The following is a 23,564-nucleotide window of genomic DNA, read 5'->3' on the forward strand; positions in this document are numbered from 1 at the left end:
CTCTAAGTCGTCTAGTACGCTCGTTATTTATTCTTCATCTAGCGTAGGCTTTAGAGCATCCTTTAAGAAAATTTCCTGACTATTAATAGGGTCTTCGCTTCGATCAAACTCTTTATAATGATATTTTCCATTGGAATCTTGAATACGAGCCTTTGCAGTATCCTCAAGTTGTTTGTTCATAATATCCATAATACGGGCTTTTGCTTCAATTGAATAGACAGGGAAAAGAATTTCAACTCGTTTTATCATATTTCTTGTCATCATATCTGCGGATGACAAGTAAACTTTGTTTTCACCATTATGATGGAACCAATAAATACGTGAATGTTCAAGGAATCGACCAACAATACTTGTGACGGTGATATTGTCACTAATACCTGGTATGCCTGGCCGTATGCAGCAAATACCGCGAATAATAAGCTCTACTTTTACACCAGCAATAGAGGCTTCGTAAAGCTTCATCATTAAATCCTTATCCGTTAATGAATTCATTTTAGCTCGAATAAACCCATTACCGTATTTCTTATGACAACTAATTTCTTCATCCATTAAACGGATAAATTCATCACGAATATCAAATGGTGCAACGACTAAATGATTAAAAGTAGGTTTTTCCGTATAGCCACTTAAATAATTAAAGAAGTTTGTTGCATCAATACCAAATTCCTTATCAGATGTTATGATGCCCATGTCCGTATAAATTTTAGCCGTTGCATCATTATAATTTCCTGTTCCGAGATGTACAAAACGTTCAATTTTCCCATTTCGACGACTCACGACTAACGTTATTTTAGAGTGAGTTTTTAAATTATTCATACCGTATATAACAAGACAACCTGCTTGTTCCAGTTGCTTCGCCCAATGCACATTATTTTCTTCATCAAAACGGGCTTTGAGCTCTACTAAAACAGTCACTTGCTTGCCATTTTCAGCCGCAAGTTTTAATGCTTGTATAATTGGGGAATTGCCACTAACTCGATACAATGTTTGCTTTATTGCTAATACATTTGGATTTACAGCAGCCTCTGAAATAAAGTCTACTATCGGTGCAAATGACTCATATGGATGATGGAAAAAAATGTCCTGTAGTAACGCTTTTTCAAAAATATTTTCATCTGATTGTAAATCTAAAGGTGGCTGTGGGATAAAGCTTTCATACTCTAAATGTTCTCGTCCTACAGAAATACCTTTCACAAACGAAAACATAAATGTTAAATCTAATGGGCCATCAATATGAAAAACATCGGTCTCCTCGATTTCAAATTCATCTAGTAAATAAGCTAGGACTTCTTCATTCATTTCTCCGACACGTACTTCGAGTCGACTACCGACTCCCCATTTGCGTTTTTTTAGTTCTTTTTCAATTTCAACGAGTAAATCGCGTGCGCCTTCTTCATGAATCGTTAAATCCGCATTACGTGTTAGACGGAAAGCCTGTGCAGATTTAACACTGTACCCATAGAAAAGCTTTTCAATATGAGCAACAATCACATCCTCGAGTAGTACGATGACCGTTTCGCCCTCAGCACAAGGGACTTTAATATAGCGATCCAAAACAGATGGCACTTGCACTATCGCAACCCTTTCACGGCTTTCAAAATCTGTTTCATCTTGTTCTAATAGTACAAGTAAATTTAAAGTTTTCCCTAGCAATGTTGGAAATGGTCGATAAGCATCTACTGCCACAGGTGTTAGTACAGGGAAAATTGTCTCAGCAAACATTTCATTTATAAATGCTTTTTGCGTACTATTTAAATCCTTCATGTCCGCAATATGTACATTATGCTGGGGCAATAAATCATAAATTAAATGTCTATATACTTCCGTTTGTCGACGTACTAAAGCTTGCGTACGCTCAGCAATTTTTGCCAATTGCTCTTTTGGTGTTAAGCCTGATTTATTTTCAGCTTTATGAAAACCAGCACGTACTTGGTCCTGAAGTCCTGCTACGCGCACCATAAAAAATTCATCTAAATTGGAGCTAAATATCGCTAAAAACTTCAAACGTTCTAGCAGAGGATTATTGACATCCTCTGCTTCTTCTAAAACACGCTCATTAAATGCCAACCAGCTTAATTCACGATTATTATAATATTGAGGCTTTGCAATTTCTTCGAGCAAACGGCTATGTGCTTCTGAAAAATCTTCTTCATGTAAGCGATTGTTCGTTACTTCCGTTGTCATCTTGGTTCCACCCTTCTTCAATAAAATTTACTTTAATTGGTGTCTTTAGAGCACGTTCTAGATGTTTTTTATGCCGATTAGCTTGATATTTTTCGGCAGCCGCATTTTTTTTAACGTAAATGTTTAGCTGGACAAAATTATCCTTAGGTTGCATTTCAATAGCATGTACAATATTTCTTTTCGATACATTTAACGCATAGACAAATTTTAATAATGCACCAAAATCACGTATTTTACGATGTTCTTCACGACTCATCCATTCTATAAAAGGAGCAGCAAATCGGTAAAAATAATCTTTATTTTTATACGATGCTAAAAGTGCAAGTTTTAGTCTTTCCTTATGGTTTAAGCCATCAATTGATTGATTGGCAACTAAATAAAAGGTATGTTGGCTGGCGGAGCTTAACTCAATATATTCCCCGATATTAAATATCTTTGCTGCCTTCCTCAACAATTGCAAATCGGTCTCGTCAAATTGTAAAAATTTTAAATGACAACACTCACGGTATAATTGATCTGCTAGGTGCATTAAATAATCAACTTCTGCCTCAGAGCGTCCGTACTGCCTAGCTAACCTTCTAGCGTTTCCCTCAAAAACATTATATTTATCAAAGGCATTTGCATCTTTTTGCAAAATACGGTGGATAATAAGCCCTTCTCGTAAACCTTTTTTCGTTAGCTGGAACACTTCACTACCGACAATGTCCATAAGCACGCGAAACACCTCTAAAGCAGGTACAATAATATCAGCGCGGTCTGTCGATAAACCATCTAAATGTTTTAATTCTTGGAAGCTTAAGTTACCTAAAAACAAACTGAGCTGATCCAAATCCTCTTTAGATATTTCGTAGCCATGCACACTTGCAATAGGATATTGATGCCGTTGCTGATGAACTTGCGCAATATTTCTTGCACTGCCTCCAATCGCAATAATTGGTAATCCTACTTGTTGAATCCAAGGAAGTGATTTAAACTGCTCTTTCACAAAGGCAATCAATTCTTTCTTCTCACTACTATTCATAATGTCACCTTTTACGAATCGTTGCTTTAACGACACCGTTCCAAAAGGAAAGCTAAAGGATTCAATTAGTTCTTTATTTTTAAATAGTGTTATTTCTGTACTTCCCCCACCAATATCGATGGTCACGGCAGAAAGTGTTCCAATTGAATGCGCTACAGCAACATAACCGAAATACGCCTCTTCCTCCTCAGACAAAAGCTCTATTTGTATGCCGGTTCTCTCTTTCATTAAAGCTATAATTTGTTCTCGATTCGTTGCTTGACGAATTGCAGCTGTTGCAGCAGCTTTCACATCTACAATTTCAAAATCATCAAGCATTGCTTTAAATGTTAATAATGTTTCCGTTAGTACTTGAATACCTTCTTCTGACATGTCACCTGAGGGTTGCAAATATGTACGTAACCGTGCAACCGTTTTAATATTACCTAGCTCTCTAAGCCCCTCTTCATTATCATACTGATACAGCACTAAACGAATCGTATTCGAACCAATATCAATGATAGCTGTTTTCAATTCATTCAAATAATCACTTCCTTTATAGAACAATCGGTAGTCTAATTATTTTGTGTTAATAGCACCGTCATTTATACAAAAAAAGTCGGAACCTAAAAGGTATCCGACTTTCATTTTTTATTAACATTTCAGGATACCAATTATTATAATTGTGAAGTTCCTTTTCGCTAGCTTTATAGAATAAGTTGATCGACGCGTAAAATAAGCTCTGCAATTTCGGGTTTACTAATTTGGTCCTCTGCCCCTACTTGATCGCCTTTATGGCGAAGATCATCTGTAATTAAACTAGAGAAAATAATGACCGGTAGCTTTTGTAAATCAGGATGCTCTTTAATTTTGCGTGTAAGATGGTGACCATCCATTTGTGGCATCTCAATGTCAGTAACTACTAATTGAATGTGCTCTGTTACATTGCTTCCACTTTTCGCCAATGCTTCTAAGTATTCATAAGCGTCACGGCCATTTTCAAAGAACTCAACATTCTCATAACCGGCTTCCTTCATCGTATCAAATAATAACTTACGTAATAACGGTGAATCCTCAGCAATTAAAATGCGTTTTTCAGAGCGTTCACGTTTACCAAGTTTTTTTACTGACTCTACACTAATACCCGAATCAGGGTTAATATCAACCATAATTTTCTCGAAATCTAGTAATAAAATCATTTGTTCATTTTGCTTAATAACACCGATAACTTGCGAAGTACCCCCCTGATACATATCTGAAGGTTTTTCGATTTGATTCCATGAAATACGGTGGATTTGTGTTACGTTATCTACATGAAAAACAACTCGTTGTTTATTAAACTCAGCAACAATATATTTTTGTTGTGGATTACGTTCTGCACTTTGTATCCCTAGTACTCGTAGCATATCTACTACTGGGAGTACCTCGCCTCTTAATTGAATAATTCCCTCAACATGCGGGTGCGCGTGTGGAATAAATGTTACTGGAATCGGTTGAATAATTTCTTTTACTTTAATAACATTAATACCGAATTTATTGTTAGCTACTTCAAATTCAACGATTTCTAGCTCATTTGTGCCACTTTCTAATAATATGCCTTTATGTTCCAAAGCAACCCCGCTCCTTTCTATTTCAACATCAAATAATAATTCAATTGTATCATAGGCGATACAATTCTCCTATCTGGTATTTCCATTTTTATCATTAACTTTTAGATGAACCAATAGACCAATAACCGTCATCAAAATTAATGTTGATAATGCTACGCGACTTGCTAATGTACCGTAATCTTTCATCCATAATGTAACCGTTCCATATACAGCTGGTCCGATTATCGATGAAACTTTACCAGAAAAAGCAAATAGTCCGAAAAACTGCCCTCGCTTATCATCTGGTGATAGCTCAATAATATATGTTCTTGATGTAACCCACATAGAGCCTAGTGAAATACCAAACATACTGCCAGCAATCCAAAACATCCACTGTTCTGTCGCAAAAACAGCAAAGGTTAAGGCGATAATCATTAACACCGCTACAATAGTAATAGCCCGCTTAGCACCAATGGCTTTCGTAATATAGCCGAATGCGAGTGAGCCAATAATTGTTGATACGGTGGAAACTAAATATAGAATAATAAATTGACCTGAAGAAAATCCTACAATAGTAGTTGCGTAAACAGCCATCATTGCAATTGTTGTGGCAATTGCATCATTTAAAAAGAAATACGCAATCATAAATGTAAAAATCGCTTTATATTGCTTCATATCTTTAAATGTACTAATAATTTCCTTGTAACCTTCAAAAAACTTCGTCGTTTTACGCTGTTCTTTTGGTATTGGAGTATCTTTATTAATAAAAAATAATGGCAATGAAAATAATAAATACAAAATCGCTGTTGGTATAAATGCACGGTGGAAATCACTGTTTCCTACATATAAATAAACAAGAAGCCCCAAAATAGTACCTAAGTAACCAATCGCTACACCATAACCAGAAATTAGGGGCATTTCTTCTTTTGTCCCAAGGTCGCCCATCATTGAATCATAGAATACGAGACTCGAATTAAAGAAAAATTTCGCAATGACAAAGCTTGCAACAACTAAAAATAAACTGAGAGGTACACCTGAATAATTTGTTGTTGTCTCTAAATTTGCAAAAACACCCATCATAAAGGTAAATATAATCGAAATCAATGCAAACCAGACAATGAATCGTTTTTTATAGCCTGTTTGATCTATCCATACCCCAAAAAGCGGTGAAAAAACTACTAGAAAAAAGCTTGCTAATGCATTGGCATACGAAATAAATGTACTAGCTACTTGTTGCATGACTTCATTCGTACCTAAAACTTCGTCCATATAAAATGGGAAAAAAACTGTATTAATATTTGAAGAAAATATCGTATTAGCAAAATCGTAAAACGCCCATGATAGTATCGGCAATGATAAATAGAGTGCTAGCTGACTGCGATGCTGAGCTTCCCCTGCTTGCCTCTGATTCATTAAATCCCTCCTTTTCCTTCTTATAATATTAAATTAATTCCTATCTGTATTAAAAAATACCTTTTGTTTAATAAAAATTAATATTATTTACAATATAACAAATACAACTGCTAAATGGCCATAAATTGGTTAATCCGTTACCAACCATTTTACAAAGAATAAAAAAAGATATTCAAGCCCCTCGCTTGAATATCTTTTTATTATTCCTCAGTAATAGTTACCCATTTATTAGACCATTGTTCTATTGCTTTTAGCACGGGTGTGATTGCATATCCTTTTTCTGTAAGCTCATATTCAATAACGACTGGTGTAGAAGGAATCACGGTACGTAAAACAATTTCTTCGATCTCTAACTCCTTTAGTCGCTCTGTTAACACACGACTACTAATATTCAACTGATTTTTAATGGTTGAAAATCGTTGTGGACCGTCAAGTAGCTGATAAATAAGCAAAGTATTCCAACGATGATTCAATAGCATAAGTGCCTTTTCAAATCGTGGACAAATATTTTTTTGATTCAATTTACTCCCCTCCATTATTACTAGTTCTTATTAAAAGATTATATCACTTTTTAAAAATCAGTTCTTAAAATCAACTTAGTTACTTGACAAAAGTTGTTTTTAAAAATAAACTAAGTTACGAAATGTAAGTTAAAGAAAAAGGAGTAATTACATTATGCAAAACATTGGTTCAACTATTTTACGTGTCGTTCTCGGCATTATTTTTACGGTGCACGGTTTCCAAAAATTCCAAGGCGGAATCAGCTACACTGCTGACTTCTTTGATAGTCTAGGTATACCAGGTTTTATGGCATATATCGTTGCGGTTATTGAATTAGTTGGCGGAGCTGCTCTTATTTTAGGCTTAGCAACAAGAATTTTTGGTACTTTACTGACAATTACAATGATTGTTGCTATCTTTACAGCAAAGCTTAGCATTGGTTTTATCGGAGCGGATGGACTGGCTGGTTATGAGCTTGACCTAGCATTAGGTGCTATAGCACTCTACTTTGCTCTTGCAGGAGCATCTAGCTTCTCCTTAGATTCTCAACTTTTTAGTAAAGAGTAGAGAATCGTCTGCGATGGAGGATGCTTTTCAAACGTTTACGGGCGATTTACGGATCTTTTGTGGCGATTTCTCCTGCTTTGCGGGCGATTCTCAGACCTTTACTGGCGATTTCTCCTGCTTTACGGGCGATTCTCGGATCTTTACTGGCGATTTCTCCTGCTTTACGGGCGATTCTCGGACCTTTACTGGCGATTTCTCCTGCTTTACGGGCGATTCTCGGATCTTTACTGGCGATTTCACTAAGTTTATTGTCGGAGGGTAGTGCCAGGCACTCAAACAAAACGGCATGCAAAAAAGTGTTAGATTGATGGCAGTCAATCTAACACTTTTCTTCTTTTGCTTCTATGAATTCAATTATAATTGTCTATTGATAATACTTTAGAAGAGCCTGTGTACCGTTGTCACCGTAGCCTTCTGCAATTAGCTTTTCATACATTTCATAAGCTAATGATAGCCCTGGTAGAGAAATTCCCATTTTTTGTGATTCATCTAAAGCAATTTTCATATCCTTTACGAAATGTTTAATATAAAAACCTGGGGCAAAATCTTCCTTCATCATACGTGGTGCTAAATTACTTAAAGACCACGAACCAGCAGCACCTGAAGAAATAGATTTTAAAACAGTAGCTAAATCTAGGCCCGCCTTTAAGCCATATGCTAGCGACTCACATACACCAATCATCCCAGATGCAATAACGATTTGATTACACATTTTTGCATGCTGTCCTGCACCTGCTTCACCTTGGTAAACTATATTTGCACCAAATTGTTGTAATACTGGTGCAACTTGATTAAATGCATGTTCGTTCCCACCAACCATAATCGACAATGTGCCATTCTGAGCACCAACATCTCCACCAGAAACAGGGGCATCCAATGCTTCCACTCCTAGTGTTTGAGCATGTGTATAAATCTTCTTCGCTAAAGTTGGCTCAGATGTAGTCATATCGATAACAATATTACCAGCATGGGCAGTTTTGAATAGACCATGTTCACCAAAATAAACTTCCTCAACATCAGTTGGATAACCAACCATCGTTAGCGCTATATCCTTATCTTTAAAAGCTTCAGCTGGAGAACTAGCCCAACTAGCCCCTAATGCCATTAACGGCTCTGCTTTTTCTTTTGTGCGAGTATAAACTGTCACCTCATGGCCATTTTCCAATAAGTGTTTGATAATGCTAGCACCCATAACACCTGTACCGATAAATGCAATACGCTCTTTTCCCATATGTAATAACTCCTTTACTTGAATCAATTTTATTCGCATCATTACACTATAGACGGACGCTTTTTCAGGCAAGTACCGAGCCACTTCCCACGCTAAGCTTCTCTTCTTGTTGGAATAGCCGCCTTCCGCACGATTGAATGAAACTAACTCACTTAGTAAAACTAATCAATTTATTCCTTACGCTCATTGTAAATTAGTTACGCTTTAAAGAATTTTTGCTTAGCTTATGATGTGTTTTTAGTGTAGTTGAATCAGTTCAATAATTCAAATTCTTCTTAATACTTGTACTAACTTTATTATGTATGGCATATATACCGAATAAGCAAAAAAAAAGAGAGCAGGTGATGGGAATCACTGCTCTAAAGGGGGAAATGAGAATGTTGCTGTGTTCATATTAACTATTCCCCAGTAAATGCATTTTTAAACATCTAATCTAAAAAGTTTTACTCTGAATACTGAAACAAATCATCTTGATCTTCTTCTTCTTCCAATGTTGTCTGTCTATAATAAGTATTCATTAACTGATCTAATCTGCGACTCAGTTGAATGGTTTTTGCATTCTGTAACCCGTTTTCAACACCAGAGCGAATCATCATCTCACGAGTTTGTTCCATTTGTTTCAAGAGTAGATTGACCATTCATACAACCCTCCAACATACAAATAATCATACCATTATTATACATTTATATTTCATTTCTTACAGCATTAAGTTACGACAATGTTCGACAAAATTAACTTCTAGGAATTTCCAAATAAGTGTATATTATAATCCCATTTTGCTTTGCTTCACCTCTAAAATGTTTAAATAAGGGGTGTTTCACTAGTACTTCACGAAACTCATAAAATTGATCTTTAGTAATTTCGATACTTTGTATTTCTCCTTCCTGTAATTGTTTAAGCATATTTTCATATTGATCCATTTTTTTCTATTCCCTTCTCTTTCCTTATTTTGTGTATTAAATTATGAATTATTCAAAAAAAGCTTTACGTTTTCCTTTTTTTCATGCAAACTGTATATTATTAGTCGATGAAGGAGCTGACTGTCTGTGAAAATAGCTGAAGTTGGAAATATTATCGAGTTTAAAAATGGTTTGCAAGGTATTGTTGAAAAAGTAAATGAAAATTCGGTGATCGTTGATCTAACATATATGGAGAATTTTGATTCCCTTGAAATTGAAGAGAAAACGGTCGTCAACCATAAACGTTACAAAATCTTATATGCAAGTGAAGCTTAATATTCTGAATAGTCCCTTTTTATCTTAATAGATGATAAGGGACTATTTTTTTGGTAAAATTAAAGTATGGAGGTCGAATTATGCAAACAAATTCGAAACAAACAATAATACTTCTCCTTTCTTTATTATTCGTTTATGGCATGCTTGCTTTCACATTTGCTAATCCAGCTGTATTTTGGTACCTATATGCATTTACACTGCTCGTATGTATAGCTATTGCTATTCTTTCAGGTACAATTGAAGATCAATTACCTACTTGGAAATTTCTAATTTTCGGCATAGGATACGGTACAATCACATATGGCATTATACGTTTTGGTTATTGGCTCGCTCCATATATAAATGATCAGCTAGTAGTAACAGTGAAAAAGTTTTTAACTGTTTACGGTCCACAAAATATTTGGCACTATATTTTACTTGTGTTTATTGTCGCCATTGGCGAAGAGCTATTTTGGCGTGGCTACGTACAACAGCAATTGAAGCGTTTTATGCGCCCTGTCTTAGCAGTTGTTGTAACAGCAATTTTATGTGCCATCTCGATTGCATTTAGTGGTTTTAAGCTAGGTATAATCGCAGCTCTTGTAACAAGCCTAATTTGGGGCTTTATTTATGAATGGCGCAAGAGTATGCCTTTAGTTATTGTGGCCCATGTTGTTTTTGTTCTACTATTGTTTTTAGTGTTACCTTTAACATCATAACAAAAAAAATTGGAAACATTTTATCTTTTATTAGCGTTTAATATAGAAAAGGAGGGCTTTTCATGCAAAAAAAATTATTTTCAATGCTTGCATTATTACTAACAGCTGTTATTGTCGTGGGGTGTAATACCTCGGATAAGACAGAACAATCAGATGCTGAACAAAATGAACCAGCGAACTCACAACAACCATCTGAGAATGAAACTGCAGGCGATGACAAGCAAGAAACGCCTACATCAAATGATGCAACTACAGACACACAAGCTAAACCAGAACAAGAAGTGAAATACGTTCAAAAAGGCGTCGACAAAAAGGAAACAGCAACTGAATCTGATAGTGTTGATCAGGGCTATAAATTCCAACAACTACCTGAATTCACTCTTTCTCAAGAAGAACCAGGAAAAGACATGTTAGTATCAAATGCTGATGATGAAGTATTTATGCGTATTGAAACAACAAATGCTTCTGAAACAAGCTATGATGCAGTTAAAACATCTATGCAAGACTACATGAATGCAGTTGGAGGACCAGTAGCATTATCGGCTGAAGAACTTTCTGCATTTAAGGATATTAAAAATATTGAGGGCTATGTTGTAGACTTTGATACTGAAAAAGTAATTGGCGTAGTATTTGAAAAAGATGGACTCATTACAAAATTAACAATTCATGATAATGATGAACAAGATTTAACTGCTGCAATGCTTGCTATGGCAGCTACTATTTCTAAAAAATAATACCAAATGTTTAAAAGGCCTTAGAATTCATTCTAAGGCCTTTTTTTATTCACCAACAAAAAACATAGGGTGGCATTGTTAATCCCTTAAATAAGCTTCCTAAAAGGCAAAAATAGCTATTATATTCGATTCCTTACCAAAAACAACGTTAAGTTCCTTTTTAAAATCCTATATTTAGGCATAGAAAAAAGAATCGCCTCAAAATCCATTTGAGACAACTCTTTTTAATAAGACAAATCTTTAATTGATAGCCCTAATTTTTTTAATAAGCCTATCGTTTGATCTTTTTCCTCGACTGATAATGCACTCATCAATTCATGTAAATGTTGTTCATGCTTTGGAAATAATTCGCCCATAAACGCTTCACCTTCCGCGGTAATTTCTGCATAGGTAACGCGACGGTCTGATGGACAGGAAACCCGTAAAAGATAGCCTCTTTTTTCAAGCTTATCAATTACATACGTAATAGACCCACTGGCAAGTAATATTTTATTGCCGATTTGCTGTAATGGTTGTCTCCCTTTATGATAAAGGAGTTCTAAAACTGCAAATTCAGTAGGATTCACACCATTCTCTTGAAAAAAATGGTTGGTCATCTCATTTATTGCTTTATGGGCACGGGATAATACTATATATAATTTTAAAGTTTGCTTTAAATCTTCTTCTGACGTCATAGCCTAGTCCTCTCAATTCGCTCTTTATACATGTCATTATAGCGACTTTTGAAAAGCATTGTCAAAAGCATTCAATAATAGCGCACTATTGAAATAATTTTCACTGTATTTAGGTTACTAAATACGCAGAATCCTTCGCTGAAACATCTAACGGGTCCAACTGATTGAATGTGTAAACTGGAAATTGCATATGGAAGCATGTCCCCTTCTGCACTTCACTTTGAACACCTATTACACCTTCATGCTCTTCGATTACCTTTTTCACGAAAGCAAGGCCTAGTCCTGTCCCAGTTGATTTCGTCGTATAAAAAGGTTGGAATAGATTTTGGATTGTTTTACTATCCATTCCACTGCCTTCATCTTTAATCATTAACTCTACAATCGTACAATCAATCACATTCATTTCAACCGTAATTGTGCCACCATTATGCATAGCTTCCATCGCATTTTTAATTAGGTTCATAAATACTTGCTTTAAACGATTTTCATTGCCACCAATAAATACTCCCGTAGCTGAAGGTATATATTGAATCATAATTTTTTTCATCAAGGCATCAGGTAACATAAATTCGATCACTTGTTTTACAATATGATCTAATTCGATTAATTCTACCTTCATACTTGTTGGCTTGGACAATACTAATAATTCAGACAAAATTTGCTCCATCCGTTGTAACTCACTATCGATAACAGATAAATACATGCGTGATTCCTCATCCGCATTCAGCTTTAAAAGCTCTGTAAAGCCTTTTAAAGAAGTTAATGGATTACGAATCTCGTGTGCAATACTTGCCGCCATTTGACCAACTACATTCAATGCTTCCTGATGCTCTACTTTATGCTGCAACTGCTTTTTCTCAGTTTCATCATTAATAACAGTGACGATAATATTGTTATATTCGTCGAAAACACTTGAAATTTCGTAATAGCACGTTCTACTTACTTGTGTTTCATCTACGACATGAATAATGGCATGTTTTTCGCCCATCAATTTGGATAAATATGTTGTAATTTGTCCATTCTTCATTGTAAATGAATCAAATATATGTTGATGCGCTTTATGAAGAAGCTGCGATTTTTCTATTTTTAAATACATTTCTGCATATTTATTTAAACCAAGAATAATCCCACTCGCGTCACTCACAATAACAGCATAGGGTAAATGATCATATGCACTGAAGGATTGTGATCTTTCCTGTTCCTTACTAACATACAATTCAATTGCTCTGTCATTATTGATAGTGGATAGCTGTGCGACTATTTCTTCTGTGTTTGGATCATAGAAACATTTAAAGGACATCATTTCTAGATCATTGTTATTTTTACGAATATTAAATATTTCTTCTGATCTTAACTCACATTGTAGTTCCTTAACGAACTTAGCCCATTTAATATTGGATGGCTCGTCCATTGTTATATAACCTTTAAATGATGAATTAAGATTAAAAAGTTTAATAGCTGCCTCATTACAATTCAAAATTTTCCCTGATTTATTAAGAATAAGTGTTGGTGACGAAGTACTTTTCATAAGATTTCCAAAACATTGATTTATATCATTTTGCTTCAACTTTCTCACCGAACCTTTCAAAAGAGTAAAAAACCTCTCATTCGAATTTTGAGCCTTTACTATACTTTATGACTGTACGATTCTATTATTACAAAATTTAGTAAATTTAAGTATTTAAAATTATTTCACGAACCGTTCACAAAATAAATAGGTCTAAAGGATTATATTGTTTGTCAGCTACTTGACTGTTACAATTAGAAGTTGAAAGGAAGATTAATGCATGAATACTATTTTAACTACTTTAAACGCAAAGTATATCCACACAAATTTAGCATTGCGTTATTTAAAATGTGCTGCTTTACCTGAATACAATCCAGTAATTGCAGAATACACAATTAAAGACCCTGCATTTAATATTGTATCAGATTTATTTCAAAAAAACCCCGATATCGTAGGATTCAGTTGCTATATTTGGAATATTGAAGAAACAATACACGTTATTAAAATGTTAAAAACAGTTTGTCCAAATGTTAAAATTTTGCTGGGAGGACCTGAAGTATCATACGATGTCCATCATTGGTTACGTCGAATTGAAGAAGTTGATTTCATTGTCATGGGCGAAGGGGAAACTTCATTTAAGCAGTTACTACGCCATTTGCATGGAGAAATACCTTTAGAAGATGTTCCAGGCATTTGTTACTTAGAGGACGGTAAAGTTCGAATTCACGCGCAAGCACCTAAAATTGACTTACGAGAATTACCGAGTCCTTTTCGTTTTGAAGAAGACCTTCCACATCTAAGCAAGCGAATTCAATATATTGAGACAAGCCGAGGCTGTCCTTTTAGCTGTCAATTTTGCTTATCTTCTATTGAAGTAGGCGTACGCTATTTCAATAGAGAAAGTATAAAAGAAGATATTCGTTATCTAATGAATAATGGTGCGCGAACTATTAAATTTGTCGATCGTACATTTAATATTAGCCGTAGCTATGCGATGGAAATGTTTCAATTTTTAATAGATGAGCATAAGCCAGGCGTAGTCTTCCAGTTTGAAATTACTGCTGATATAATGCGTCCCGAGGTCATTCAATTTTTAAATGATAATGCCCCAAAAGGACTTTTCCGTTTTGAAATTGGTGTTCAATCTACAAACGATTTAACAAACACACTTGTACAACGTCGTCAAAACTTTGAAAAATTAACGCGTACAGTAACAATGGTCAAAAATGGTGGAAAAATAGATCAACATTTAGATTTAATTGCTGGTCTACCAGAAGAGGATTATAGTAGCTTCCGACAAACATTTAATGATGTTTTTGCTATGCGCCCTGAGGAATTACAGCTAGGCTTCTTAAAGCTATTGCGTGGTACAGGTCTTCGTTTGGAGGCTGAAAAGTTTGGCTATACCTATGTAGATTTATCTCCTTATGAAATCTTTTCGAATAATGTATTAACCTTCGATGATATTGTCCGTATTAAACATGCAGAAGATGTACTTGAGAAATATTGGAATGCTCACCGGATGGACCATACAATCGAATATTTAGTAACAGAAGTATTTGAGACACCATTTGATTTCTTCCAAAACTTTGGAACTTACTGGGAGACTAAGGGCTGGTCTCGTATTGGTCATCAGCTAGAAGATTTGTTCCGCCGTTTACTTGAGTTTTTAGAAACTGTGGAAGGTGCTAATTTACAAATTATCCAAAGCTTAATGCAGCTTGATTATTTAAAGGCACAGCAATTCCAACCACGTAAATTATGGTGGAAAGATCGCCCAACTGAAGTTCAACAAAAGGCACTTTACACAGCTCTACGTGAAAATCCTAACCTTGCAGGAGATGAATTTGCCAACTTGAATTTAACTGAAAAAGAACTGTTCAAGCATACACTTATCATTCCACATAACTTGGATTATCAAAATTTCTCAAATGGCAAAATTGTACAAAAAAACGGCTATCTTTTAACCTACTTCCGACACGGCCAAGAACCGTATTTTGCAACAATCCATTCAGTTTAATAAAAAAGCGCTATTCACATGAAATTATTCAATGAATAGCGTTTTTTTATTTTTGAAACTAAAATAATTCGATTTTTTAACTAATCCCCTATTCTTCGTATTACGAAGCAATTACAAATTCTATCGACTGCCACTAACTTTTAATGCTAGTAATGGATTCACAATCACATTAAAACTATTAGTTCAAATTACTTAAAATATAGTTATGAGCAACCAAAACTTATTACCCAATAAGCAACATTTTTAATCAGGAAATATTTTGTTAAATTTTCTAAATTTTTAGATATATCTTCAACATATTTGCTGTATGACTAATAAATGCTTATTCTAAATGATTTCTAAACCTATATTTATTCTTTTAAATTGCACAAAAAAACAGTCAGATATCCTAAAATAACCTATCATTTCTTAGCTAATAAATTGAATTATCGTTTCGTATTCTTTATATTTTTCGTTAAGCAAATGAACATACTTCATGGTCTTCTATCTGAAAAATTGCCAGCATCTTCTTTTATATAAAATATTAAATACAATATAATAGAAGAAAGTCATAAAGGAGAATCACTTTTATTGTCTAATTTAAAAATAATATTGCAGTGAAAGTACTCCCTCTCCTAATTGAATATAGCAACTTAAATACAATGAACAAAGAAGCCAAGGTGTCATGGAGCTATTTTGCTCTGTTTAATATTACAAAGTACGTTTTACTACCGAAATGAGCAAACCTAATGCTTCACCATCTGTCATACTGCTTACTCGATCACTATGATCTATTTTCATAATACCTCGTTTATGTGTCTCTTTTAATAAGTCCTTTAATTCTTGTTTAGCTGTGCTTGTAAGTGTCATTGTTAAGTTCTCCTTTTGATTCTTTTTCGTAACTGGGTTCACCGCCGCTTCTATCCTTTTCAAAAAGCTGTATTAGATGTCCCTCAGTTCTAGTACAAGGTGGTAATTTTTCTTTCTCCACTCTTAATAAGATGTACCCGCACACTTACCCAGCTAAACTTTTTTTTAGAAATGTTGCTATTGTATTTTCTTCCATTAGCGTAGGTTTGCCTCTGACTGTCGACCAGCGTATAGCATTAGATCACTACTGTTGACTTCCACTACAGGTGGTGCTTTCCGCCCCCAATCTTGGTTTAAGCTCCCGTACGACCCGTAACGCAAATGTACATGGAATATTAGGACAAGACTCACCATGCCTATGCAAATAAAATTATTTGACTCCAATTTTAAAGGGGGCAAATGAATAATTTGCCCCCTTAAAACCCTCTATATCTATGCTTCTAAATGTTTAGCCAATAATAACTCGTTCTTTAGGGTAATGGAATTTAGATTTTTTACCTCTTCCGCCTCCACCAAGTGAATACAGGAAGGAAATTAAACCAACTCGCCCTATGAACATTAATATAATAATGATGATTTTACCTACGACCGATAAATCTGAGGTAATCCCTAAAGACATTCCACATGTTCCGAACGCAGATGTAATTTCAAAAATGATTTGTATAAGTGTCGCATGTGGCTCTGTAATTAGTAAAATGATTGTAGCCATTAACACCATAAAACAAGCTACTAAAATAACGACAAACGCACGGAAGACATCGATTAAATGGATTTCACGTCCAAAAATTTGGATATCTTCTCTACCCCTTGCAAACGTAATTAAAAATAATATCGCAATAGCGAAGGTCGTCGTCCGTATCCCGCCCCCAACGGAGCTTGGAGAAGAACCAATGAACATTAAAAAGCTCATAAAAATATCTGTCGCCTCACTGAAGGATGTTACATCATATGTTGTAAGTCCTGCTGAACGTGTAGATATGGAATGGAACATTGCGGAAAAGATCGCTTCATGCCAAGGCATCCCTTTAAATGAATGGAAAGACTCGAGCAGTAAAATAACGAGCGCTCCTACAACAAATAAAATTGCATAAGTAGTTGTCGTTATTTTTGTAAATAAGCTAAAACGGAAATTAGCATGCCGATTAAGTAAAAATGTTTTTATCTCAACTAGCACCGGGAAGCCAATTGCTCCTAGCACAATCAACACCATTGTTATTAATTGAACAAAATAATCATTATGAAATGGCAGTAAACTCATCCCAGTAATATCAAAACCACCGTTAGTAGTAGCTGATATAGAAGCAAAGACACCATGAATAAGCGCTTGTTCAAATGTATCGAAATAATTCGTAAAATGCGCAGTTAAAATAATAGCTCCTGCTAATTCTATGCCAATTAAAATTTTCAATATTTCTCGAATTAATTGGACAACACCAGATAAATTATACTGATTATGATCGATCATAATTAGCTGACGTTCACGCATCCCAATTTTTTTCCCTACAAGCAACCAAACAAAAGTACCCAGTGACATAATACCAATCGCGCCGAGCTGTAAAATAACAAGTACCATGACGAGCCCAAATGTTGTATACGTCTCTGAAATATTAAACGTTGTTAAGCCGGTTACACTTACAGCACTTACTGCAGTAAATAAGCTATCTAATAATGACACTTTTACTCCCGCTTGATGAACGCCGGGAAGTCGTAACAATAGGAAGGAAATTGCTATTGCTATGAAATAATAAGACACTAGTGCCTGAAACGGTGTGATTAATTTATTAGATGATTTTTTCCAAGGCACCTCATCAACTCCTTCCACTCATGATGCCAAGATAGATATTAGTATAGAAAAAATCTATAAAAAAAGAAAGAGGCTGTTTTAAACAGGATAAAACTATCACCTTGAGCTATTTATTCGAAATAAAGCAAAAATCCGCATACACTTTCGCTGGGAAAAGCAAGCGCACATGACTCAGTTAGTGTTGCGAGCGATACGCTCGTGCCTTGCCCGCAGAAAGCAACGCGGATTTAAAAATAATTTCATTATATATTCACAAAAAATTCCAAGCAGTTATTTTGTTTGTTTTTTATTACGTACTCCTACTAAATAACCGACAAATGCGATACCAATTAACACAATCCAGAATGTTAATTCCCAGCCTGTTGAATGAGGGAATTCTTTAGGTAATATACCCACTTTTTCATGAGCTAATGTTAAAACAACAAGTTTTACCCCAACCCAGCCAACAATTAAAAATGCAGCAGTTTCAAGTGAAGGATAGTCGTTTAAAACTTTCACAAACCATTGCGCGGCAAAACGCATCATTATAACACCGATAAAGCCACCTAATAGCATAATAATAAATTGTCCACCATTAATGCCACCAATATCAAAATTACCTAAGTGTGGAAGCGTCACAGCAATAGCAACCGCAGCAAGCATTGAATCAATCGCAAATGCTATATCGGCAACCTCAACTTTTAAGACAGTCATCCAAAAGCCAGATCCCTTTTTCACGGCTGTCTCATCATTTTCTTCTTCCTCATCTTTACCTTTTCTCAAGTCATAAATATTTTTCGCTGACATAAATAATAGGTAGGCTGCTCCAACCGCCTGAATTTGCCAGTAATTAACTAATACTGTAATAACAAAGAGCGCAGAGAATCGGAATATTAATGCTCCAAATAATCCGTAAAAAAGTGCCTTTTTTTGTAGGTCATGCGGTAAGTGTTTCACCATAACAGCCATTACAACTGCGTTGTCTGCTGCTAGTAATCCTTCTAATACAACTAGTACAATCAGTACCCAGCCATATTGTAATAATATTGCTTCCATCCTCTGTTCCTCCTTTAAACTCTGTATACCCAAAATTGCGATCATTTACTAGTCAAATGCAAAAGAAAAGACCCCTGCCTGAAAGAAGGCAAAGGTCTTGCTAAGCAAATTTGTATTTGTCACTTCTCTCATTACAGGTATCGGCATTGCACCTTTATCAAAGCAACAACATTTGCTATCACACCCGATGGTAAATACCATGTCTTGACGAATGTGAAATCAGATGCATCGCTCGCATCTGCTAGCTACTCCCCTTTAACAAAATGTCTAAGGATATTTCTTTTGTTCGTTTATTATAGCACTATCATTTAAAGCTGACAAAGAAATCCATCATTATTTAATTTGAATATGATAGTTTTTATCGTCTTTATGTGCTAGATAAAAATCCACCATCTTCGGCATTGTTTGTATAAAATCAGGACATGTAATATTTCCTTTTTGTAAAATAGCAACCGCTTCTGCTGTATCAAAGACAGCATTCCAAGTTAAATAATCTAAAGATTCTTGCTCGACACCTAGCAACTTTCGAATGAAAGGTATTTTTAACGATTTTTTTGCAAACGACAAAGGAAAACGTCCTTTAGGATAATGATCCGTTAATAACTTTACCATTGTGCGATATACCTCTTGTACAGGATGTGGGTTCGGATCTGTTAAATGTAGCGTTTTGCCTTCTGCGCTTTTCTCATCTACTATATAAGTTGTGGCATTTATAATATAATCAATCGGCACAACATTGATAGCTGAGCTCGACAGCCCTATATAAGGTATAAACGGTAAACGTTTTAATTTATCCACCATATTTAAAAAGAAATATGGTCCATCAAATTTAATCGTTTCCCCAGTCTCTGAATGTCCACGCACAATTCCTGGTCTAATAATCGTTATAGGTATCTCCGACTTTAAATCTTCTACACGATGCTCTGCCTCATATTTTGTTTCCTCATAATAGTTTTTAAAAGCAGGCGGTCGGACTAATTCATTTTCACGTAAAATCCCTTCACGCAGCCCAGCAACATATGCTGTACTAAAATACATATACCGCTTTAAATTTGGAAGTGTACGTACAAAATCATTTACCATCGCTGTTCCATGTACGTTGACCTTCCATGCGATATCTCTAGGAACCGCTAAATCATAAATAGCTGCTAAATGCCAAAACACTTCAATTTGTGGCAGTAATTCCTGTACTACTTGATTTGTCATCCCTAAATTAGGTAGTGTAATGTCCCCTTCGACAATCTGTATCGTACAATGAGGATAGTCTACTTCTATCTTGCCTTTTTCAACAGTTGCTTTTGGTAATTCCCCTGCTAGCACTATTGCGATAACCTTTTGCGTTTTATTTTTTTGAAATAGCTCTCGTATTAATTGACTTGAAATGAATCCTGGAAAACCCGTAAAAAAATGAACACCCATATCTCATTTCCCCCTTGTACTTAAGGCAATTTTCTAGTTTCTTTATCCATTAAGCTATAAACAGCTGGCACTATATATAATGTCAGCAAAGTCGAAGTAATAAGCCCTCCAATTACAACAATGCCCATAGGCTGGTTCATCTCAGTACCTTCACCAATACTAAGTGCTAATGGTAGCAAACCTAATATTGTCGTTAATGCTGTCATTAATATTGGACGCAGTCGATCTTGTGTAGCAAGTAAAATCGCATCATATGACTTCATGCCATTCATCTTTTGCTGATTTATATAATCGACAAGTACAATACCGTTATTCACAACAATGCCCACGAGAACCAAAATACCAATAACAGTTGTCACACCAAGTAGTGTCTTTGTTGCAAACATTGCAATCGTAACACCAATAATCATAAGTGGTACCGTAAACATAATAACGAAAGGATATTTAAATGACTCAAACTGCGCTGCCATTACAATATAAACAAGCACTACAGCTAAAGCAACGGCTAAAAGCATGTCATCAATTGCACTATCATAAAGCTCTCGATCGCCACTAAAAACAACTTGCGTTTCAGAAGGTAAATTAGCTTTTTCAAGAGCCTTATCGACCTCCTTTGAAATACCACCTAGTGACTCCTTCGCTGTATAATCAATGAAAAATGCAACTGCGGCAGCCTGATCAGAACGTCTAATGGATACTGGCCCTTCTTGTATAGATACGTTTGCAATTTCATCAAGCGTAACAAATAGACCTGCAGGAGAACGAATCTCCATTGTCTTTAAGGACTCGACACTTTCATTAAATGCTTGTCCAAAGCCTGTATACACCGATAACACAGCTCCATCATCAGCAATCATTTGAGTTGTCAGCTGTCCCTTTGTCATTTGATTAACCGTTTGGGCTATTTGTGCCGGTAAAAAGCCGTAATCCTTAGCTTTTTCACGGTCTACTTCAATTTGAATTTCTTGCACTGTATTATCTAAATCTGTCATTACATTTGTGACAACGTTAATGCGCTTGAGCTCTTGCTGTACTTTTTCAACTGACTCTTGTAAACGTTGTTCATTTGAATCGGTTAATCGGAATGTCAATGTATTTGGAGATGAACCTGACGATGTAGAAACGTTAAATGTAATTTCAGCTTGCTCGCCTAGCTCATTGTTTAAATCCTTTTCTACCTCTTCTACAAATTCAAAAATTGAGCGCTTACGATCTGCAAGTGGTACTAGCTTCACATAAATTTCCGCTCGATTTGCAGTTGTTTGTCCACGTGATTGCGACTGCTGCGTACCGCCAATTAGGCTAACATAGACGTCAACATCTTGCTCTTTTTTTAAACGCTCCTCTATTGCTGCGACAACCTGTTCCGTTTTAGTTACTGCAGCCCCTCTATCAAGATCTACACTAATAGAAGCAAAACCTTCATCTGTTGCTGGTAAAAATTCCGTACCAATTCTCGATAAGCCAAACACCGATAAACTAAAGAGGATAACAGCCGAAAAAATGACCAATAAACGATGCTTTAATACCCAAACAACAGATGCATTATAGTGCTTATAAAAGGACGATGCTTTTCGAATTTCATTTATATTTTTGTCTTTCATTTTTAACAGACGACTTGCCAACATTGGTACAACTGTTAATGCTACTAATAGCGAGGCAATTAAGCTGAATGAAATCGTAAGTGCAAATTCCGTAAAGATTTGCCCGATTAAACCTTCTATAAACATTACTGGAATGAACACAGCAATTGTTGTCAATGTAGATGCTGTTATGGCTAACGCCACTTCCTTAGTGCCTTGCATTGCTGCTTCTATTGGGTTCTTACCAAGCCCTAAATGCCGTTCCACATTTTCAATTACTACAATTGCATTATCAACGAGCATCCCAATGCCTAATGCTAGCGCGCCTAATGTCATAATATTGAGAGTAAAGTGAGCAAAATACATTAATACAAATGTGACGATGACTGAATATGGTATAGCAATACCAATGATAATTGGGCTTTTCACACCTCGTAAAAACATAAATAGCACAAGCATTGCAAATAAGCCACCTAATAGTAATGAAGAACCTATGTTACTTATCGCTAAATTCACGTAATTACCTTGATCTACTAATATGTCTGCTACTACACCTTTATATTGTTCCTGTGCTAGTAAGTCATGTAAAGATTGTTGGAACGCTTTTGATACTTCAGCAGTATTTGCCCCAGACTCTTGCAAAACAGACATTAATACAGCTGGATGGTCATTAGCACGCGTTTCTGTTAAAGATTTTTGCTCCGCGCGCTCGACGGTCGCTACATCTCCTACCGTTAGTGTTTTACCATCTATCGGATTGACGGAGACAATTAAATCCGCAATATCTTCTGGTTTTGTTAACGTACTAACAATACGTGTCGTCAACATTTTGCCATCAGCAGTTAATACAGGTTCTCCAGGCAGTGACACATTATTCGTTTGAATAATTTGAATAATATCAGCTTGGGTTAAGCCTTTTGCAATTAATTTCGATTCATCCAATGTTACTTGTACTTCTTCTACCAGCTTGCCGGATACGTTTACACTCGCTACTCCATTAGTGCGACGAAGCTCTTTTTCTAATGATTCCGCTAATATACGCACGTCCACCTGATCATTTTCTGCACGTAAAGAAAGCTGAATGATTGGAAATTGTGACGGGTCAAATTTTAAAAAACTTGGCTTTTGTGCATCATTCGGTAGCGGTGTCATATCGATTCGCTGTAAAATATCGAGTTGAACCTCGTCAATATCCGTTGTCCAATTAAACTCTAGCACAATTAAATTTGAACCTTCCTGAGAAGTAGATTGAAGTTTTTTAATGCCTGGCAAGGTGGCCAATGTCGCCTCTAAAGGTTTCGTTACCTTTTCATTTACTTCCGTTGAGCTCGCACCAGGATAGGAGGTAACAACGACACCAATTGGTGGATTTAATTCGGGAATTAAAGTGATTGGAATTTTTAACAATGAGACGCCACCTAAAATAATTATTAGTAGCATCGAAACAAGTGTAAAAACAGGCCTTTTAATCGAAAAGTTACTAATGTTCATTGTATATACTCCTTTTCTTTCTCTTCTTT

21 protein-coding genes are annotated in these 23,564 nt (G+C 35.6%); 6 read left to right on the forward strand and 15 right to left on the reverse strand.

Annotated features, from left to right (window positions below; translation table 11 throughout):
• Window positions 1–27: 27 nt before the first annotated feature.
• The 5 genes from NSQ74_RS22100 to NSQ74_RS22120 form a co-directional block, all read right to left on the reverse strand.
• Window positions 28–2,184, reverse strand: coding sequence for an RNA degradosome polyphosphate kinase (locus NSQ74_RS22100; RefSeq protein WP_340826158.1), 2,157 nt, complete (start codon window positions 2,182–2,184; stop codon window positions 28–30).
• The gene (locus NSQ74_RS22105; protein ID WP_340826159.1) at window positions 2,150–3,727 is read right to left on the reverse strand and encodes a Ppx/GppA family phosphatase; all 1,578 of its coding nucleotides are present in this window, start codon (window positions 3,725–3,727) and stop codon (window positions 2,150–2,152) included. Before NSQ74_RS22105 ends, NSQ74_RS22100 begins: the two co-directional genes overlap by 35 nt.
• Before the next feature lie 164 nt (window positions 3,728–3,891).
• Window positions 3,892–4,794, reverse strand: coding sequence for a chemotaxis protein (locus NSQ74_RS22110; protein ID WP_340826160.1), 903 nt, complete (start codon window positions 4,792–4,794; stop codon window positions 3,892–3,894).
• A gap of 69 nt (window positions 4,795–4,863) precedes the next feature.
• Window positions 4,864–6,186 carry an MFS transporter gene (locus tag NSQ74_RS22115; RefSeq protein WP_340826161.1) on the reverse strand — a complete coding sequence of 441 codons (1,323 nt, stop codon included), beginning with the start codon at window positions 6,184–6,186 and terminating at the stop codon, window positions 4,864–4,866.
• A 200-nt stretch (window positions 6,187–6,386) separates the two neighbouring features.
• On the reverse strand, window positions 6,387–6,707 hold the full coding sequence (locus NSQ74_RS22120; protein ID WP_340826163.1) for a winged helix-turn-helix transcriptional regulator: 321 nt from the start codon (window positions 6,705–6,707) through the stop codon (window positions 6,387–6,389).
• A gap of 154 nt (window positions 6,708–6,861) precedes the next feature.
• Between NSQ74_RS22120 and NSQ74_RS22125 the strand changes: the two genes are divergently transcribed.
• Both NSQ74_RS22125 and NSQ74_RS22130 read left to right on the forward strand, forming a co-directional pair.
• Window positions 6,862–7,254 carry a DoxX family protein gene (locus tag NSQ74_RS22125; RefSeq protein ID WP_340826164.1) on the forward strand — a complete coding sequence of 131 codons (393 nt, stop codon included), beginning with the start codon at window positions 6,862–6,864 and terminating at the stop codon, window positions 7,252–7,254.
• A 20-nt stretch (window positions 7,255–7,274) separates the two neighbouring features.
• Window positions 7,275–7,562 carry a hypothetical protein gene (locus NSQ74_RS22130; protein WP_340826165.1) on the forward strand — a complete coding sequence of 96 codons (288 nt, stop codon included), beginning with the start codon at window positions 7,275–7,277 and terminating at the stop codon, window positions 7,560–7,562.
• Between the two features lie 56 nt (window positions 7,563–7,618).
• On the opposite strand, the gene NSQ74_RS22135 is transcribed toward NSQ74_RS22130, so the two are convergent.
• From NSQ74_RS22135 to NSQ74_RS22145, 3 genes are all read right to left on the reverse strand, one after another.
• A complete protein-coding gene (locus tag NSQ74_RS22135) occupies window positions 7,619–8,485 on the reverse strand; it encodes an NAD(P)-dependent oxidoreductase (RefSeq protein WP_340826167.1) in 867 nt (288 codons plus the stop codon).
• A gap of 443 nt (window positions 8,486–8,928) precedes the next feature.
• Window positions 8,929–9,123, reverse strand: coding sequence for an aspartyl-phosphate phosphatase Spo0E family protein (locus NSQ74_RS22140; RefSeq protein WP_340826168.1), 195 nt, complete (start codon window positions 9,121–9,123; stop codon window positions 8,929–8,931).
• 94 nt (window positions 9,124–9,217) lie between these two features.
• The gene (locus NSQ74_RS22145) at window positions 9,218–9,406 is read right to left on the reverse strand and encodes a hypothetical protein (protein ID WP_340826169.1); all 189 of its coding nucleotides are present in this window, start codon (window positions 9,404–9,406) and stop codon (window positions 9,218–9,220) included.
• Window positions 9,407–9,532: 126 nt separating this feature from the next.
• Here NSQ74_RS22145 and NSQ74_RS22150 point away from each other — a divergent pair, with 126 nt between their 5' ends.
• The 3 genes from NSQ74_RS22150 to NSQ74_RS22160 all read left to right on the forward strand — a co-directional run bounded on the left by NSQ74_RS22150 (window position 9,533) and on the right by NSQ74_RS22160 (window position 11,153).
• Window positions 9,533–9,721, forward strand: a complete 189-nt coding sequence (locus NSQ74_RS22150) for a YkvS family protein (RefSeq protein ID WP_024362262.1) — start codon at window positions 9,533–9,535, stop codon at window positions 9,719–9,721.
• 80 nt (window positions 9,722–9,801) lie between these two features.
• Window positions 9,802–10,419, forward strand: coding sequence for a CPBP family intramembrane glutamic endopeptidase (locus NSQ74_RS22155; RefSeq protein ID WP_340826173.1), 618 nt, complete (start codon window positions 9,802–9,804; stop codon window positions 10,417–10,419).
• A 62-nt stretch (window positions 10,420–10,481) separates the two neighbouring features.
• On the forward strand, window positions 10,482–11,153 hold the full coding sequence (locus tag NSQ74_RS22160; protein WP_340826175.1) for a hypothetical protein: 672 nt from the start codon (window positions 10,482–10,484) through the stop codon (window positions 11,151–11,153).
• Window positions 11,154–11,377: 224 nt separating this feature from the next.
• Here the strand turns inward: NSQ74_RS22160 and NSQ74_RS22165 are convergent, their stop codons facing one another.
• Both NSQ74_RS22165 and NSQ74_RS22170 read right to left on the reverse strand, forming a co-directional pair.
• Window positions 11,378–11,827, reverse strand: coding sequence for a MarR family winged helix-turn-helix transcriptional regulator (locus tag NSQ74_RS22165; protein WP_340826176.1), 450 nt, complete (start codon window positions 11,825–11,827; stop codon window positions 11,378–11,380).
• Window positions 11,828–11,936: 109 nt separating this feature from the next.
• Entirely contained in the window at window positions 11,937–13,304 is a 1,368-nt protein-coding gene (locus tag NSQ74_RS22170) for a PAS domain-containing sensor histidine kinase (protein WP_340826177.1), read from the reverse strand.
• Between the two features lie 310 nt (window positions 13,305–13,614).
• Between NSQ74_RS22170 and NSQ74_RS22175 the strand changes: the two genes are divergently transcribed.
• Entirely contained in the window at window positions 13,615–15,354 is a 1,740-nt protein-coding gene (locus NSQ74_RS22175) for a B12-binding domain-containing radical SAM protein (protein ID WP_340826178.1), read from the forward strand.
• Window positions 15,355–16,044: 690 nt separating this feature from the next.
• Here the strand turns inward: NSQ74_RS22175 and NSQ74_RS22180 are convergent.
• The 5 genes from NSQ74_RS22180 to NSQ74_RS22200 form a co-directional block, all read right to left on the reverse strand.
• Window positions 16,045–16,203, reverse strand: a complete 159-nt coding sequence (locus NSQ74_RS22180) for a hypothetical protein (protein ID WP_340826179.1) — start codon at window positions 16,201–16,203, stop codon at window positions 16,045–16,047.
• Between the two features lie 448 nt (window positions 16,204–16,651).
• Window positions 16,652–18,007: a TrkH family potassium uptake protein gene (locus NSQ74_RS22185; RefSeq protein ID WP_340826180.1), complete on the reverse strand. Its 1,356-nt coding sequence runs from the start codon at window positions 18,005–18,007 to the stop codon at window positions 16,652–16,654.
• A gap of 270 nt (window positions 18,008–18,277) precedes the next feature.
• A complete protein-coding gene (locus NSQ74_RS22190) occupies window positions 18,278–19,042 on the reverse strand; it encodes a TerC family protein (protein ID WP_340826181.1) in 765 nt (254 codons plus the stop codon).
• 333 nt (window positions 19,043–19,375) lie between these two features.
• A complete protein-coding gene (locus NSQ74_RS22195; RefSeq protein ID WP_340826182.1) occupies window positions 19,376–20,461 on the reverse strand; it encodes an SDR family oxidoreductase in 1,086 nt (361 codons plus the stop codon).
• Window positions 20,462–20,481: 20 nt separating this feature from the next.
• Window positions 20,482–23,535, reverse strand: coding sequence for an efflux RND transporter permease subunit (locus NSQ74_RS22200; protein WP_340826183.1), 3,054 nt, complete (start codon window positions 23,533–23,535; stop codon window positions 20,482–20,484).
• Window positions 23,536–23,564 lie beyond the last annotated feature (29 nt).

It is taken from the genome of Lysinibacillus sp. FSL W8-0992 (genome assembly GCF_038008685.1).
GTDB lineage: Bacteria > Bacillota > Bacilli > Bacillales_A > Planococcaceae > Lysinibacillus.

Excerpts from the sequence above, each read along its gene's own strand:
- NSQ74_RS22175 (WP_340826178.1), top strand. The coding sequence starts at position 13,615 with ATGAATACTATTTTAACTACTTTAAACGCAAAGTATATCCACACAAAT.
- NSQ74_RS22140 (WP_340826168.1), bottom strand. The coding sequence starts at position 9,123 with ATGGTCAATCTACTCTTGAAACAAATGGAACAAACTCGTGAGATGATG.
- NSQ74_RS22200 (WP_340826183.1), bottom strand. The coding sequence starts at position 23,535 with ATGAACATTAGTAACTTTTCGATTAAAAGGCCTGTTTTTACACTTGTT.
- NSQ74_RS22135 (WP_340826167.1), bottom strand. The coding sequence starts at position 8,485 with ATGGGAAAAGAGCGTATTGCATTTATCGGTACAGGTGTTATGGGTGCT.
- NSQ74_RS22180 (WP_340826179.1), bottom strand. The coding sequence starts at position 16,203 with ATGACACTTACAAGCACAGCTAAACAAGAATTAAAGGACTTATTAAAA.
- NSQ74_RS22145 (WP_340826169.1), bottom strand. The coding sequence starts at position 9,406 with ATGGATCAATATGAAAATATGCTTAAACAATTACAGGAAGGAGAAATA.
- NSQ74_RS22165 (WP_340826176.1), bottom strand. The coding sequence starts at position 11,827 with ATGACGTCAGAAGAAGATTTAAAGCAAACTTTAAAATTATATATAGTA.
- NSQ74_RS22130 (WP_340826165.1), top strand. The coding sequence starts at position 7,275 with ATGCTTTTCAAACGTTTACGGGCGATTTACGGATCTTTTGTGGCGATT.
- NSQ74_RS22190 (WP_340826181.1), bottom strand. The coding sequence starts at position 19,042 with ATGGAAGCAATATTATTACAATATGGCTGGGTACTGATTGTACTAGTT.
- NSQ74_RS22160 (WP_340826175.1), top strand. The coding sequence starts at position 10,482 with ATGCAAAAAAAATTATTTTCAATGCTTGCATTATTACTAACAGCTGTT.
- NSQ74_RS22125 (WP_340826164.1), top strand. The coding sequence starts at position 6,862 with ATGCAAAACATTGGTTCAACTATTTTACGTGTCGTTCTCGGCATTATT.
- NSQ74_RS22155 (WP_340826173.1), top strand. The coding sequence starts at position 9,802 with ATGCAAACAAATTCGAAACAAACAATAATACTTCTCCTTTCTTTATTA.
- NSQ74_RS22195 (WP_340826182.1), bottom strand. The coding sequence starts at position 20,461 with ATGGGTGTTCATTTTTTTACGGGTTTTCCAGGATTCATTTCAAGTCAA.
- NSQ74_RS22115 (WP_340826161.1), bottom strand. The coding sequence starts at position 6,186 with ATGAATCAGAGGCAAGCAGGGGAAGCTCAGCATCGCAGTCAGCTAGCA.
- NSQ74_RS22100 (WP_340826158.1), bottom strand. The coding sequence starts at position 2,184 with ATGACAACGGAAGTAACGAACAATCGCTTACATGAAGAAGATTTTTCA.